This is a genomic window from Brevibacterium sp. (assembly GCF_031179145.1).
GTDB lineage: Bacteria > Actinomycetota > Actinomycetes > Actinomycetales > Brevibacteriaceae > Brevibacterium.
Genome location: NZ_JAPSIB010000015.1, coordinates 72,722 through 86,928 on the forward strand (window position 1 = coordinate 72,722; position 14,207 = coordinate 86,928).

Below are 14,207 nucleotides of genomic sequence, written 5' to 3' on the forward strand. Positions count from 1 at the left end.
TTCACCTCGGCGCGAGGTGGGCCGCTGCGAAACCGGAACGAACGTGGCCGGTGGTTCGATGCCGCCGCCGAGAACATCGGCCTCCCCAACCTCGCGCCGCACGGTCTGCGGCACACGGCAGCGAGCATGGCAATCAGTGCCGGAGCGTCTGTGCTCTCGGTGCAGAGGATGCTCGGACACTCGTCGGCCACGGTCACCCTCGACGTGTACAGCGCACTGTTCGAAGACGACCTTGACGAGGTGGCCGAGAGGCTGGATTCGATGAGGACTGAAACTGGTTTACGCGATTTTTACGCGAACCGGAAGATCGAGACTCTGGGTTGAAGCGTTTTCCCTGGTGAGAACTGCGCCCCCGGCGCGATTCGAACGCGCGACACCCGCTTTAGGAGAGCGGTGCTCTATCCCCTGAGCTACGGGGGCAGTCCGGTCGTTCATCGACCTGATGTGGTTCCGATGCCCGGCACCGGGTTCGCTCGACAGCTGCGCCGCGCGGATTTAGAACCACGACCACCCAGTGTAGCGTAGAAGAAACCACGATGTTCCACGGTGCGCCAGCACCCATTCGGAGACGATTCTCGTTAGGGTCGAACTGTGCCAGATTCCGTTGTAGACGATCAGTACCCAGAGCTCAGCGAAGTCTTCGCTGAGTGGAAAGAGCAGGCCGCCCACCTCGGCGGTCGCGACACCATGCTCCATTTCCGGGACTCTCGCGACGGCAGCATCGATCTCTCCGGAGCACACCCCTCCGGCCTGGCGCAGCTGCTCGCCGGTCGGGCGACTCGCCTGTCCAGCCTGGTCCGCGACCACGAGATCCTCGCCGACGCGCGGCGTCGTGCACGGTCGATCCGGTCGAAGGCCGAGCAGCTCGACAACGAGCGCGGAATCCGCACGGCCCATCTGGCGATCGGCTTCGCCTCTTGGACAGAGAAAGACTCCAAGTACAAATTCAATGCTCCTGTGGTCATGCGCCACATCACGCTGGTGCCCCGCGGATCTCGGGTCGAGGATTTCGAGATCGTCCTCGGCAACGAGATCACGATCAACCCGGCGCTGGTGCACCACCTCGCCGAGGTGTACGACCTCGAGGTCCCGGTAGCTGAATGGGTCGACGCCACCGGCGGTCCGCACGGTTTCGATCCCGGACCGGCTCTCGACCGACTGCGCGACCTCGCCCAACCCGTCCCCGGACTGCGGATCAACCACCGCTTCGTCGTGTCGACATTCGCGAACATCGCAACCCCGTTCACCTCGGACTATCTGCCCACCCAGCATCCGGTGCTGCGGGCCCTGGCCGGCGACGAGGAGGTCCGCAGATCCCTGGGCGGGTCGTCGTATACGCGGACAGCCGCGGTCGGGAAGAAGTCGACCGCTGAGGCTCAGCCGAGCACCGAGTCGAAGTCCGCTGAGTCGAAGTCGGACATTGTGGCGAAGTCCGCTGAGTCGAATTCGGGCATTGTGGCGAAGTCTGCTGCGCCGAAGTCGGATGCTGAGTCGAAGTCGGATTCAGCACAGGGCAAGGCCGTATCGATGACCACGACGCGAGCTGAGGGCACCGACGAGGCACCGGTCGAGAACACCTCGGTCGAGGACGCGCCGACCGACAAGGCTTCGACCACCGCATCAGCCGGCGAAAGTTCGTCTTCTGAGAACGCCTCTCCGTCCCGTCAGGGCCTGTCAACCGAGCAGGGCCTGTCAACCGAGCAGGGTCCTTCAACCGAGCAGGGCCGGGGCGCCTCGAGGACGGATGAGGACGAGTACGCAGAACCGACCGTTCGCATCGACACTCTGCACGAGATCGACCGTCAGCAGGACGGGAAGAAGACCAGCGATTCGATGGGCGTCGACGAGACGTCCGACGATTCGAAGTCGACAGCCTCGCAGTCCGCGGCATCGTCAGGAACCGAGCCCGACGGCGGGTCGGCTGGCCTCACGACCGCAGGCGACCCCGCGACCGCAGATGATTCCACGACCACCGGAGCATCCTCAGAACCGGCCGCCGCAGACGACTCCGCTACCACCGCGGCGTCCGCAGACCGGGCCGCCACAGCTGACTCCGAGACCACGGCCCCCGTCGGATCCGACGACGCAAGCACCGCTGACGCCCCCTCTCCAGCCGGAGCACCCGAAGCCGACGACGAGGTAGTGCCGGCCGCTCTCCAGGAACCCGTCACCCCCCTGCCGGATCGCAAGCCACAGGAGGAGTTCCTCGTCATCGACGTCGACGGTGATCAGCAGGCCGTCGTCGACGCCGCCGTCTCCGGGCGCTCCGTCGTCGTCGACACACCTCCTGGCACTGGTGCCACCCAGGTCGCCGTCGCCGTCGCCACGACCCTCGCCCACACGGGCAAGAGTGTCCTGTTCCTCGCGCAGAACTCCGATGCACTCGATGACTTCTCGAGCCGCCTCGGCGAGGTCGGGCTCAGTGATTTCGCGGTCGACACCCGCGAAGGTGTGGACCACATCAAGAAGCAGCTCATCGGACTCATCGCCTCGGCCGAGAAGGCCGAGCGGCCCAACCTCTCCCAACTGCTGACCGAGCTCAACGAACAGCGGGAGACGCTGGCCGAGCACGTGACCTCCCTGCACCGTAGGCGCAAGCCCTGGGACGTGTCCGTCTACGAGACGATGCAGCACCTGGCGGAGCTGACCTCGGGAGACCTTGCTCCGCAGACCTCGGTGCGCTTCGGCGAGGACATCCTCTGCGCCAGTGAGGACCGGCGCAATGCGCTGCGGGACAAACTCGGGGAGCTGTCCGCTCTCGGCGCCTTCACCCTCGACGTGGAGGACACGGTGTGGTTCGGCGCCGATCTCAAATCCGTCGAAGAGGCCGAGGCCGCCCGCACCATTGCCGAGCGTCTCGGGCGCACGATCCCCGACCTCGTGGAGGCGGTGGAACCGGTCCTCGCGAAGGCGAAGCTCAACCCCCGCCGCAACCTCGACGACTGGTCGCGAGCGATCAAGGTGATGCTGCGCGTGCGCACGACACTCGACAACTTCGCCCCCGACGTCTACGACCACCGCCTCGACGATCTCATCGCCGCGACGGGCTCAGCCGAATACCGCGCCGAGGTGGGCGTGGAGATGGGCATGCTCCAACGCAAGCGTCTGAAGAAGTCGGCGAAGGAGTTCCTCCGCCCCGGCGCCGACGTCCCGGACCTCCACACCGCTCTCATCGATGTGCGCGAGCAGCGGAAGATCCTCGCCGACCTCGCCGGACACGACGGCCGTCCGCAGGTGCCCCGCGGTGTTCTCGAAGCCGATGAGATCCTGCAGGGGATCGAAGCCGACATCGTGAAGATCTCGCCCGTCTTGGAGACCACTCCGGACGGGGGCGACCTCGGTTCGATGCTCATCGAGGAGCTGCAGGCCAGGTGCGAGGCGATGGGTGCCGACACGGACAACCTCGCCGAACTGCCCGAACGCTCTCGTCTCCAGCGTGAGCTCGCGGCCGAAGGCCTCTCCGAGCTGATGACCGACCTGCGCAAGCGGAAGGTCGACCCGGCACTGGTCGGTCCGGAGTTCGACCTCGCCTACTGGGCGTCGGTGCTGCAGACCATGGCGACCGAGGATCCCCAAGTCGGTCGCCACGACGGCGCCGCACTGCACCAGGTGGCCGAGGGCTTCCGCGAGAACGACCGCGCCTTCGTCGCCGCCGGTGCCCAGCGTCTGCGCTACAACCACTCACAGGCATGGAAGCACGGGATCGAGACAGACCCGATCGCCGCCGGCGTCATCAAGCAGGAGCTGCTCTCGCCGCACACCTCCGTGCAGACGATGTCGACGAAGGGTCCCGACCTGCTGACCACGCTGGCCCCGGTGTGGATGGCCAGTCCCTTCACGGTTCCCCAGCTGTTCTCCGCACTGCCGCTCTTCGACGCGGTCATCATCGCCGACGCCGGCCGACTGTCGATCCCCGACGTCGTTCCCGCGCTCACCCGGGCCCGCCAGGTCATCGCCCTGGGGGACTCCCGCCTGCTCGGACCGCGCCCCTTCACCGTCGCCGTCGACCGCTGGGGACCGGACGAGGGCGAGCACCCGAACTCTGTGCAGGACCGCCTCGGCGAGTTCCTGCCGCGCATGCGGCTGTCGAACTCCTACCGGCTGTCCCCGGTGGGCCTCATCGATCTCGCCAACCGGCACTTCTACGGTTCGACGATCACGACGCTGCCCACGGCTCACACGGGTGAGGGGTCGGGTCTCGAGTTCTCCTATGTCGCCGACGGCAGAGGACCGACCGACATCGGCACCAACCGGGTCGAAAGCCCCGATGCGGAGGTCAAGCGGGTCGTCGAACTCGTCCTCCGGCACGCCAGGACCCGTTCCCGGGAGTCACTGGCCGTCGTCGCGCTGACCCAGCATCACGCCCAGCGCGTGGCAACCGCGATCTCCCGGGCGATGAAGGACCTCCCGTACGTCGCCGCATTCTTCAGCGACTCGAGCAAAGAGCCGTTCATCGTCACCGACTGCGAACGCGTGCAGGGAATGTCACGAGACGCGGTGATCTTCACCCTCGGCTACGGTCGGACCGTCCATGGTCGCGTCATCCACGACCTCGGCCCTCTGTCGGGACCCGACGGAGAGCGGATCCTCGCGGCCACGATGACCCGGGCGCGGAAGCGTCTGACCGTCGTCTCGAGCATCGAGGCCGAGGACTTCGATCCGACCAAGCTCACCGGTGGGGCGAAGCTGCTGCCGCGTCTGCTCGAGGAGATCGCGGCCGGTGGTGTGAGCCAGCCGGGGCCGCATGGGGAGATCTACGACCCGCTGTTCAACGACATCGCCTCCCGGCTGCTGCAGTTGGGCGTGGTCGCCCACGAGCATTACAACGGGATCGATCTCGCTGTCGCGAACTCGGCCGAGGACGAGCACGGCATGATCATCGCCGTCTCCGGCGACGGCCCCCAGTATGCGTCGGTGCGCAGCATTCGCCAACGCGACCGGGTGCTGCCCGAGCAGCTCGAGCGCCGCGGGTGGCGGTTCATGCGCGTGTGGTCGACCGATGCGTTCGTCGATCCGCAGACCGAGACGGAGAAGATCTACGAGGTCTGGCGCAGCGCCGTGGAGAAGATGAGTCCGCAGGCGATCCTCAACGCCGCTCGCGCGGCATCCGTGGTCGTCGGACGCACCGGCAGCCGGCCGAAGCTGGTGCCAGGTCTGCCCATGCACAAGTACTCCGAATCGGGCCTCGACGCGATGATCGACTGGATCCAGTCAGACTCCGTCGTGCGCAACGACGCCGAGATCAAAGAGCTGCTGCGCACCGCGCTCGCACAGAAGGGCAACTCGCAGCGTGGGGATTCCCGACTGCAGGCAGCCGTGGATCGGTACCGGAAGCGGCATGCCCAAGCCAAGAGAGTCACCGGCGCCGAGGTGCTGATCCCGGAATCGTCGCACCACAGTCCCGTGGAGGGGGAGATCATCCCGACCTTCGACACGGGAAAGATCCGGGCCGAGGAGCTCGAGGACGCCGGACTGATCGAGAAGTCCGCAGCCGTCGAGACCCGAGAGACCGAGACCGTTGAAGAGTACGCGGAAGCGGAGTCAGAGGGTGCGGCCCAGCGGAGCTCAGGCAGCAGTGCCTGACGAGGATGTCGACCCCACGGGACCTGCGGAGGCGGAAGAGCCCGAGAAGCGCGAATCGTCGTCGGTCTCAGGGGACGCCGGGGCAGAGCCCGAGAAGGCGCGGATCGACGACGAGGCCGACGACGAGTCCGGGCAGAAGAAGGTGCGGATCGACGACGAGGCCGCGCAGAAGAAGGCGCATCTGGAGAAGATCCTGCGCGACTATCGAGCGACGCTGCGCAATGAGTCCTACTCCGGTCACAGCGGTTTCAGCGCCGATGACTATCGGTCGCAGAAACCGCCGCACTGGTAGTCCAGTGCGGCGGCTTCGATCGAGCTGCTGAGCAGGTGCGTCTGCCGTGCGGCGACGGTGTCAGTGGCGGGGGTTGTTCGAGTCGCCGTAGTCGTTCGAACTGGTGCTGCCGGCCGTCTGGGTCCGCAGGATCTCACGGATGTCGGTGAGGAGATCCTCGGCGGTCGGGGGAACGACCTCTTCCGGGGCACCGCGCTTGCGCAGATCGTTGAGCTTGTTCATCGGCACGATGATGATGAAGTAGACGATGGCCGCGACGATGAGGAAGTTGATGACGGCGGTGATAACGGCGCCGAGATCGATCGTGGACTCCGGGACGTTCGGGTTGATCTGGAAGGACAGGGCTGGTCCTTCGGTGCTGCCGAATGCGGCGATCAGCGGATTGATGACCTTGTCGGAGAAGGCGGAGACGATCGCGGTGAACGCTCCACCGATGATCACAGCAGTGGCGAGCTCGACGACGTTTCCTTGCAGAATGAAGTCCCTGAAGCCCTTGAACATGTGAAGTACCCTTTCGGCAGTGTGGATCACCCATGACAGTGCGGGAGACGACGTTGCTCATGGGTCTGTGGGAATACCTTCATATGGTACACAGCGGGCAGTCCGCGACACGGGTGGTCGGCGAAAGGCGGGCAGCGCAGCACGGGAGGGCGGCGAAGGGCCGGCAGCGCAACACGGGAGGTCGGCGAAGGTCCTCAGCGCGGGAGGGCAGTGCAGGCTCTCAGCGCGGGAGGGCAGTGCAGGCTCTCAGCGCGGGAGGATGGCAAAGCTGATGGGCAGACCAGTGAATTCCGCGATCCGTCCGGCATCCTCCGACGACAGGATCACCGACACGATCTGTCCTGAATCGACGGCGATGCCATCCTGCTTCACGATGACCCGTGCGATCGTCACCTCGTCGGCGACGACCTCTGAACCGCCTTCGGGCAAGGAGCTGAAGAGGCGGATCCGCTGTCCAGGTTGGAGCAGACTGGCCGCCGCATCGTCGACGAGGCGCACCGGCATGATAAGGTCACTGCTCCCAGCCGGCAGTGCCTGCTCATCGAGGAGGGTCGACCGGGTCACCGGAGAACCCTTCGACAGTCCCGCAGAAGTGCGCTTGTCTGCGGCGTCGTCAACCGACGTGAAGGTCTGGTCCGGGACGAGTGCAGTCGGGAAGTCGACGACCACCAGGTCCTGTTCGCGCAGCTGGGCACCGGGAGGCAGGTTCCTGTTCGCCACGACCACTGGAGTTCCGCCCTGAGACGGAGTCAGCGCCCAGACCACAAGCGCGCAGGCGAAGGCGAAGCACAGGGCCGCGATGATCCGCTGGGGTCGGATTCGCGTTGTTCTCAGCATCGAGAGTTCTCGGACTCGCTGCACGATTCGCATCTCCCGAGACTGCCCGAGACCGAGCCGCCCGAGCAAGAGTCGACAAACCGCCTGTGGATGAACCGTTTTCATCCACAGGCGGTTGAAGCATGAGTCGAGGGCTGTCCACACGCGGTTCGCGCACGAGTGAACGCCGAGGGATGTCTCTCAGCTGGCGGCGGGAGCGGCGGCCGCCGGTGCCGACGGGGCCGCGGAGGATTCCTTTGCGCTGCTCTTCGATGCTGCAGTCGAGGTGCTCGTCGAGCCCGAACGGGAATCAGTGGCGTAGAAGCCGGAACCCTTGAAGCTGACTCCCACAGTGCCGAAGACCTTCTTCAGGCGGCCCTGGCATTCCGGGCAGATCGTCAGAGAATCATCGCTGAAGTCTTGGTGAATATCAAAAGCGTGACCACAGCTCTTGCAGGCATAGGAGTAGACGGGCATTTGAAACCTTTCTTCGACGAAAAGATTATAGTGCACCGCGGCTGGCGACAGCGAGTGCCCGGGTCAGGGGCCTGGCAATCGAAGCTCTGTGGGCGGGCAGCGCTGTGCGTCGGTCACCGCTGTACGCCGTGCGGCACTTCCTTCCACAGGTTAACGCGGACGAGTGCGTCCTTATTTCGGGTGCGGAATGCTTTGAGCCGCTACTGGAAAGAGTGAAGCCCTGCCTCCGTCACCGCCCTAGTGATCCGCAGGTCCCACGGTTCGACGTGCAGACCATCGAGACCGATCTCCTCGTCGAAGCAGACCCCGAAGATCGCGGTCTGGTGGGCCGAATCGGCAAGCGGAACTTCTCCCATGGGGCCGAACGTGCGGTCATAGAAACCACCGCCGTTGCCGAGGCGGGCTCCGCCCTCACCGAACCCGAGGGCAGGGACGAACACGAGGCCAAGGCCCACCTCGGCAGACATCAGTTCCGCCGCACTCAACTGAGGCTCCGGCTCTCGGATGCCCCACCGGCCCTTCGGCTGCAGGGTCCGGATCGACTCCCGCACCTCACCGAACACCAGCGGTCGGCCGACCTCGGTGACAACGGGCAGGTACACCCGGCCTCCTGCCGCGAGGAACCGGTCGATGCAGGAGTCGAGGTTCGGCTCGCCGCGCAGGGCGGCGTAGGCGAGCATCGAGGAGCCGGACAGATCCGGCGCGGGCATCGCTTCTGCCCGGGGCGCCGATCGGGACGGGCTCGGCCGGGACTGGATGGTGGAAGCGGCCGTCCAGGCCGCCTCGGCGACGTCGGGCATCGATTCCGCACGGGCGGCTCGTCGGCTGCGAATCCGGGACCGCAGCTCTTCTTTGGAATTGTTTCTCTGCACGTCCTCAAGCTTAGTTGTCGCACCTCGTGTGGTTAAGATGAACTGCATGAGTGATGGAACGACGCGCCGTGTGCGCAAAGCTGTGATCCCGGTGGCCGGTCTCGGGACCCGCTTCCTCCCCGCGACGAAGGCGACGCCGAAGGAAATGCTTCCTGTAGTCGACAAACCAGCCATCCAGTACGTGGTTGAGGAAGTCGTCAGCGCGGGCCTGCAGGACGTCCTGATGATCACCGGCCGCAACAAGCGGCCGCTGGAGGACCATTTCGACAAGGTCGATGGCCTCGAAACAGCTCTGGCGAAGAAGGGCGACGACAAGAAGCTCGCCGCTGTCAGGCACGCATCCGAACTCGCCGACATCCATTACGTGCGCCAGGGCGACCCCAAAGGTCTGGGCCATGCGGTGCTCAAGGGGCGCCAGCATGTGGGGAACGAACCGTTCGCGGTTCTGCTCGGCGACGACCTCATCGACGAGCGCAGCCCGATCCTGCCGAAGATGATCGAAGTGGCCGAAGAGACCGGCGGCAGCGTCGTCGCACTGATGGAAGTGCCCTCGGAGTCGATCCATCTCTACGGCTGCGCAGCGGTGGAAGCGACCGACGACGACGAGGTCGTCAAGATCACCGGCCTGGTGGAGAAGCCCTCCGCGGACGAAGCTCCGTCGAACCTGGCGATCATCGGGCGCTACGTCCTCGCTCCGGAGATCTTCGACGTCCTCGAGACCACGGGACCGGGTCGCGGCAACGAGATCCAGCTCACCGACGCGCTGCAGACCCTGACGGGCAGGGACGGCAGCAACGGAGTCTACGGCGTCATCTTCAAGGGTGCTCGGTACGACACCGGCGACAAGCTCGACTACCTCAAGGCCGTCGTCCAGATCGCCTGCGACCGGGATGATCTCGGCAGCGATCTCAAGGCCTGGCTCAAGGACTACGTGGCGAGGATCGACTGACCGCCCAGAGCCGAGGCTGAGGCAGATCATGTGGCCGGTCATCCTGACTGATCAGCGCTCCGACATCGCGCTGCGCCCCCTGCACAAGCGTGACGAGGACGCCTGGCATGAGGTGCGACGTTTCAACCGGGACTGGCTCAGGCCCTGGGACGCGACGCTGCCGACCCCGGGGCATGAGCTGCCGGGGTTCCGGGCGATGGTTCGCATGCACGAGAAGCAGGCCAAGCGGGGGCAGTCCCTGCCGTTCGCGATCGAGGTCGGCGGGGTCTTCCGCGGCCAGCTGACCGTGTCGGGCATCCAGTGGGGATCGATCCTCAGCGGGCAGATCGGCTACTGGATCGATTCGCGCGTGGCAGGTCGATCGATTGTGCCCACCGCGGTCGCCATGGCCAGCGACCACTGCTTCTTCGCCGTCGGCCTCCACCGGATCGAGATCAACATTCGACCGGAGAACGCCGCCAGTCTGCGGGTCGTCGACAAACTCGGATTTCGCGACGAGGGACTGCGTGAGAAGTACATGCACATCGACGGTCAGTGGTGCGATCACCGCACGTTCGCCCTCGTCGCCGAGGACGTCCCGCATGGGGTCCTCTCCGCTTACCGCCACGGTCAGGACATGTGAGCAAAACTCGTCGGCAGTTTGACCGACACACCTCACTCCTTCACGACCTTGTCCCGGACTCCGCTCTAGGGTTGCAGTGTGGACACCAGCATCATCGTCGTCATCGCCATAGTCGTGGTCTTCGTCGTTGCTGTGCCCACAATGATCCGCCGCTCCGCGACCGAGCTTTCCCGTGTCGACATCGACAGGGTCCCGGATGAGGCACGAGTCATCGACGCCGATCTGCAGAATCCGTGCAGAGATCACACCGCGCGCGCTCGAGTCTTCCACGCCGACACGACCGTTGAACCGGCCGTGCCGCGTGCCGTTGTCGAACCACTGGCCGATCGTCCGCAGCTGCGGCTCTCGGCCCCGGCCCCGGAGCTGTCCGTCATCGACGGTCACGCCGGGCAGACCCTCGCCGAGGTGACCCCGCAGCCGCGCCACGAACCCGAATCCCAGCGGCAGTCGCTGCCGCTGGCAGTCGGGCAGGCGCGACCGGCCTACCTCGTCGACGTCGGTCACGGCACGGACAGTGCCCAGCAGGCGACCGCGAGCCGGCCGAGCAATGTGCACCGGCTCCACCCTGCGGTCCACGCCGTGTTCACCCAGTCGGGTCCAGGGCAGTCAAGCCCCGACCGGCCGGGACCCGCGGCACATCTCGCTGGGCCGGGGGAGAGGACGACCGGTGCAGGGCCGGCCAGCGCAGGCGCTGACCGAGCAGGGCTGAGTGGCAGCGACCGCCTCGGTGGGGGAGCGATCCCACTGCACCGGGGCAGCCGCGGCAGTGGCAATCCGGGAGAGATCTCCAGCGCGGGGGCGCCGTCCCACACGGGGCGGGACCTGCAGACTTCCAAGCGAAACTTCGGCGCCGATGAGGACCTTTCGATGACTGAGAACAAAACGACCCTGCAGGAGTCGATGAGCGCGCTCGGGACGATGATCCGGGGATTCGCTCTGGTGCTCCTCGTCTCCCTGCTCGGCATTCTGGTGACCGGCGTGCTGACGATCTTCGCGGTCGTCCATCCCGCGCTCATCGGGGTGTTCGCCGGGCTGAGCGTCGTCTCGCTCGTCATCGTGCGCACCCTCAACCTGCGCAAGTGGGAGATCAAGAAGCAGCTGCGCGAACTCGACAGGATATCGGCAAGCAGCCCGGCAGCCACTGACAGGACGCCGCCGAGGCCGACGACGATCGGATCCCAGGCGACTGCAGTCAAGACCTCTGCACCGAAGACGACTGCGTCGACGGTGACTGCACCGAAGGCAGCCAGGGGCACCGGCGCGGCACCTCGGGCAACGGCGGCGACCAGCACGGGTGCGTCGCAGGCAACAGCGGCGAAGCCGGCACAGCCCAGCGGTTCGACGAAGGCGGCGGCAACCGGCGCCTCGACCAAGGCGACGCAGGCGCGCGCGGTCATCGAGCGCAACGCCTCGGCGAAGCGTGCTCGCGAAGAAGCCACCACCGGCGAGATCCCGATCGTGCACATCCGCAGCGAAGCGGCTGCCGGTCACTCCACTCGACAGGTGCTGCTGACCGGTCCGATCCCTGCTGTCGAAGACAAGCCTGAGAAGACCGAAGACAAGCCTGAGAAGACCGAAGACAAGCCTGAGAAGACCGAAGACAAGCCCGAGAAGACCGAAGACAAGCCCGAGAAGACCGAGGACAAGCCCGAGAAGCCCGTCGCAACCTCGACCCCGACACCTGCGAAGGCGGCAGACGCTGCCCGCGCGGACTCCGGAACCGGGAGCCGAACCCCGAGTGACGCTTCCGCAGATACGAACGCCGCTCCGACTGCTGGTGCCACGGCGATGTCCGTGATCACGACCGGCTCGGAATCACCCGTGTTCACGACTGACTCGGAGGCACCCGTGTTCACGACAGACTCGGAAGCGGACGCAACCGCTGGCGACGCGAGGAGCAGGACTGCGACCGATGCCACCGTCGCAGCCAAGTCGGCTGCAGGAACAGAGAAGCGCGACGCCGACCAGAAGCTCGCTGTCGAGCAGACTGCAGACGACGCAGGCAAGACCGCTGCCGATGCCTCGACCGGGAAAGCCCGGACGGTCAGCGACCCGTTCACGCAACGGCTCAAGGCTCGCGATGCCTGGTCACCGACCCCACTGCCCGTCCCGGGCTACGTCACTGCTCCCGAGGTCGAACACCCGATTCCGGCAGCGACCAGAGCCGACGTCGCCTCCTATGAGATCGAGTCCCGCAGCCGCGAGGACATTGCGGCGCAGTTCGCCGCAGAGTTGGGCTACCGGCCCGAGCTCAGCGACTCGGCTCGGGAAGAGGGACCGCTGGGCCACGGTCGCACCGCGATCCGCACCTCGAAGGCCGCCGACCTCGGCGCCGTCAACGACGTCCTCGCTCGTCGCCGCGCCTGAGGCACTCTGCCGGCCGGTCCATTGCCGGCGCTCGTGCGGCAGCCGAGCTCGTGCGGTTTCCACCTCGTGAATGAAGAACCGCCCCGGTGACTGTTTCCAGTCGCCGGGGCGGTTCTCCTCTCCCGTGATCATGCGTCACATGATCATGAGTCCCGTGATCATGAGTCACATGATCAGGAGCGCGGGGTCGCCACGTACTTGATCTCGAGGAACTCGTCGATGCCCACACGACCGCCTTCACGGCCGAGGCCTGACATCTTCACGCCGCCGAATGGTGCGGCAGGATTCGAGACGAGACCGGTGTTGAGACCGATCATGCCGACTTCGAGCTTCTCGGCCAGCGAGAGCGCACGCTCGATGTTCTCGCTGAACAGGTAACCGGCCAGACCGTATTCGGTCTCGTTGGCCAGCGCGAGGGCCTCTTCATCGGTGTCGAAGGTGACGATCGGAGCCACGGGGCCGAAGATCTCAGTGGTGCGGATCTCGGAGTCCTGCGGGACGTCGGTGATGACGGTCGGGTCGAAGAAGAACCCTGCTCCGTCGATCTTCTTGCCACCGGTGAGCACCGTGGCGCCCTTGGTCACGGCATCATTGACGAGTGCTTCCACCTTGTCGAGCGAGTCCTGATCGACCAGCGGGCCGACTTCGGTGCCCTCGTCGAGGCCGTTGCCGACCTTCATCGAACCGATCTTCTCAGCGAGTTTCTGCGAGAACTCCTCGGCGACCGAGGAGTGCACGAACAGTCGGTTGGCCGCGGTGCAAGCCTCCCCGCCGTTGCGCATCTTCGCCAGCACCGCGCCGGTGACGGCCTTGTCGATGTCGGCGTCCTCACAGACGACGAACGGGGCGTTGCCGCCGAGCTCCATCGAGGTCTTCATGACGTTGTCGGCCGCCTGCTTGAGCAGTCCGATGCCCACCTCGGTGGAGCCGGTGAACGTGATCTTGCGGGCGATGCCCGACTCCATCCACGGGGTGACCACGCGGCGGGCGGAATCGGAGGTGACGACGTTGAGCACTCCGGCCGGCAGACCGGCTTCCTTGAGCACGTCGACGAGCATGAGCGAGGTCAGCGGGGTGAGCTTGGCGGGCTTGAACACCATGGTGCAGCCGGCGGCGATCGCGGGACCGATCTTGCGGGTGCCCATCGCCAAGGGGAAGTTCCACGGGGTGATGAGGATGCAGGGTCCGACCGGTTCGCGGGAGACCATGATGCGGGTCTTGCCATCGGTCGACTGAGTGTAGTCGCCGCCCACGCGAACGGCTTCCTCGGAGAACCAGCGGAAGAACTCGGCGCCGTAGACAACCTCGCCCTTGGACTCGGCGAAGGGCTTGCCCATCTCGGCGGTCATCACGGCGGCGATGTCGTCAGCGCGTTCGATGAGGAGATCGAAGGCGCGGCGCAGGATCTCGGCGCGTTCGCGGGGAGCGGTGGCCGCCCAGTCTGCCTGTGCGTCGCCGGCGGCCTTGATGGCCTCTTCGGCGTCGGCTGCGGATCCATCGGCAACGGTGGTGATGAGGTCACCGGTGGCCGGATTCACGACCTCGATGGTCTTTCCGCCCTCGGCGTCACGCCACTGGCCATTGATGAAGAGGCCCGTGTTGAGTTTGTCGATGATCGGCGTGATGTCCACGTCTGATCCTCCCTTGGTTGTAGAAAAGAGCATGGTTGAGCGCAACCTTGTTCAGTGTAGTCGCCAGACTCGCGCGATGATATACGGATTTCGTCGC

The 14,207-nt window shown here is 65.8% G+C and carries 11 protein-coding genes and 1 tRNA gene; 6 read left to right on the top strand and 6 right to left on the bottom strand.

What is annotated here, in order from left to right:
* The first annotated feature begins 24 nt into the window (after positions 1 to 24).
* The gene (locus tag RIT73_RS11920) at positions 25 to 324 is read left to right on the top strand and encodes a tyrosine-type recombinase/integrase (RefSeq protein WP_309132335.1); all 300 of its coding nucleotides are present in this window, start codon (positions 25 to 27) and stop codon (positions 322 to 324) included.
* Between the two features lie 23 nt (positions 325 to 347).
* Here RIT73_RS11920 and RIT73_RS11925 read toward each other — a convergent pair.
* Positions 348 to 420: transfer RNA gene (locus RIT73_RS11925), tRNA-Arg, on the bottom strand.
* Between the two features lie 171 nt (positions 421 to 591).
* Between RIT73_RS11925 and RIT73_RS11930 the strand changes: the two genes are divergently transcribed.
* Both RIT73_RS11930 and RIT73_RS11935 read left to right on the top strand, forming a co-directional pair.
* On the top strand, positions 592 to 5,583 hold the full coding sequence (locus RIT73_RS11930) for a DUF4011 domain-containing protein (RefSeq protein WP_309132298.1): 4,992 nt from the start codon (positions 592 to 594) through the stop codon (positions 5,581 to 5,583).
* Positions 5,576 to 5,875 (top strand): hypothetical protein, encoded by a 300-nt coding sequence (locus RIT73_RS11935; RefSeq protein ID WP_309132299.1) that lies wholly within the window; start codon positions 5,576 to 5,578, stop codon positions 5,873 to 5,875. The genes RIT73_RS11930 and RIT73_RS11935 overlap by 8 nt, the downstream gene beginning before the upstream one ends.
* 60 nt (positions 5,876 to 5,935) lie before the next feature.
* Here the strand turns inward: RIT73_RS11935 and mscL are convergent, their stop codons facing one another.
* The 4 genes from mscL to RIT73_RS11955 all read right to left on the bottom strand — a co-directional run bounded on the left by mscL (position 5,936) and on the right by RIT73_RS11955 (position 8,541).
* Positions 5,936 to 6,376 (bottom strand): large conductance mechanosensitive channel protein MscL, encoded by a 441-nt coding sequence (mscL, locus tag RIT73_RS11940; RefSeq protein ID WP_309132300.1) that lies wholly within the window; start codon positions 6,374 to 6,376, stop codon positions 5,936 to 5,938.
* A 246-nt stretch (positions 6,377 to 6,622) separates the two neighbouring features.
* A complete protein-coding gene (locus RIT73_RS11945) occupies positions 6,623 to 7,246 on the bottom strand; it encodes an SAF domain-containing protein (RefSeq protein ID WP_309132301.1) in 624 nt (207 codons plus the stop codon).
* A 147-nt stretch (positions 7,247 to 7,393) separates the two neighbouring features.
* Positions 7,394 to 7,669, bottom strand: a complete 276-nt coding sequence (locus tag RIT73_RS11950) for an FmdB family zinc ribbon protein (protein ID WP_309132302.1) — start codon at positions 7,667 to 7,669, stop codon at positions 7,394 to 7,396.
* 200 nt (positions 7,670 to 7,869) lie between these two features.
* A complete protein-coding gene (locus RIT73_RS11955) occupies positions 7,870 to 8,541 on the bottom strand; it encodes a 5-formyltetrahydrofolate cyclo-ligase (RefSeq protein WP_309132303.1) in 672 nt (223 codons plus the stop codon).
* A 46-nt stretch (positions 8,542 to 8,587) separates the two neighbouring features.
* On the opposite strand from RIT73_RS11955, the gene galU reads away from it, so the two are divergent.
* From galU to RIT73_RS11970, 3 genes are all read left to right on the top strand, one after another.
* Complete coding sequence (gene galU / locus RIT73_RS11960; RefSeq protein ID WP_309132304.1) at positions 8,588 to 9,490, top strand: UTP--glucose-1-phosphate uridylyltransferase GalU; 903 nt, start codon at positions 8,588 to 8,590, stop codon at positions 9,488 to 9,490.
* Positions 9,491 to 9,518: 28 nt separating this feature from the next.
* A complete protein-coding gene (locus RIT73_RS11965; protein WP_309132305.1) occupies positions 9,519 to 10,112 on the top strand; it encodes a GNAT family protein in 594 nt (197 codons plus the stop codon).
* Between the two features lie 78 nt (positions 10,113 to 10,190).
* Entirely contained in the window at positions 10,191 to 12,479 is a 2,289-nt protein-coding gene (locus RIT73_RS11970; protein WP_309132306.1) for a hypothetical protein, read from the top strand.
* A gap of 173 nt (positions 12,480 to 12,652) precedes the next feature.
* Here the strand turns inward: RIT73_RS11970 and RIT73_RS11975 are convergent, their stop codons facing one another.
* Positions 12,653 to 14,110 (bottom strand): NAD-dependent succinate-semialdehyde dehydrogenase, encoded by a 1,458-nt coding sequence (locus RIT73_RS11975; RefSeq protein WP_309132307.1) that lies wholly within the window; start codon positions 14,108 to 14,110, stop codon positions 12,653 to 12,655.
* Between the last annotated feature and the right edge of the window lie 97 nt (positions 14,111 to 14,207).

Coding starts and splice junctions, on each gene's coding strand:
- mscL (WP_309132300.1), bottom strand. CDS start 6,376: ATGTTCAAGGGCTTCAGGGACTTCATTCTGCAAGGAAACGTCGTCGAG.
- RIT73_RS11945 (WP_309132301.1), bottom strand. CDS start 7,246: ATGCGAATCGTGCAGCGAGTCCGAGAACTCTCGATGCTGAGAACAACG.
- RIT73_RS11950 (WP_309132302.1), bottom strand. CDS start 7,669: ATGCCCGTCTACTCCTATGCCTGCAAGAGCTGTGGTCACGCTTTTGAT.
- galU (WP_309132304.1), top strand. CDS start 8,588: ATGAGTGATGGAACGACGCGCCGTGTGCGCAAAGCTGTGATCCCGGTG.
- RIT73_RS11965 (WP_309132305.1), top strand. CDS start 9,519: ATGTGGCCGGTCATCCTGACTGATCAGCGCTCCGACATCGCGCTGCGC.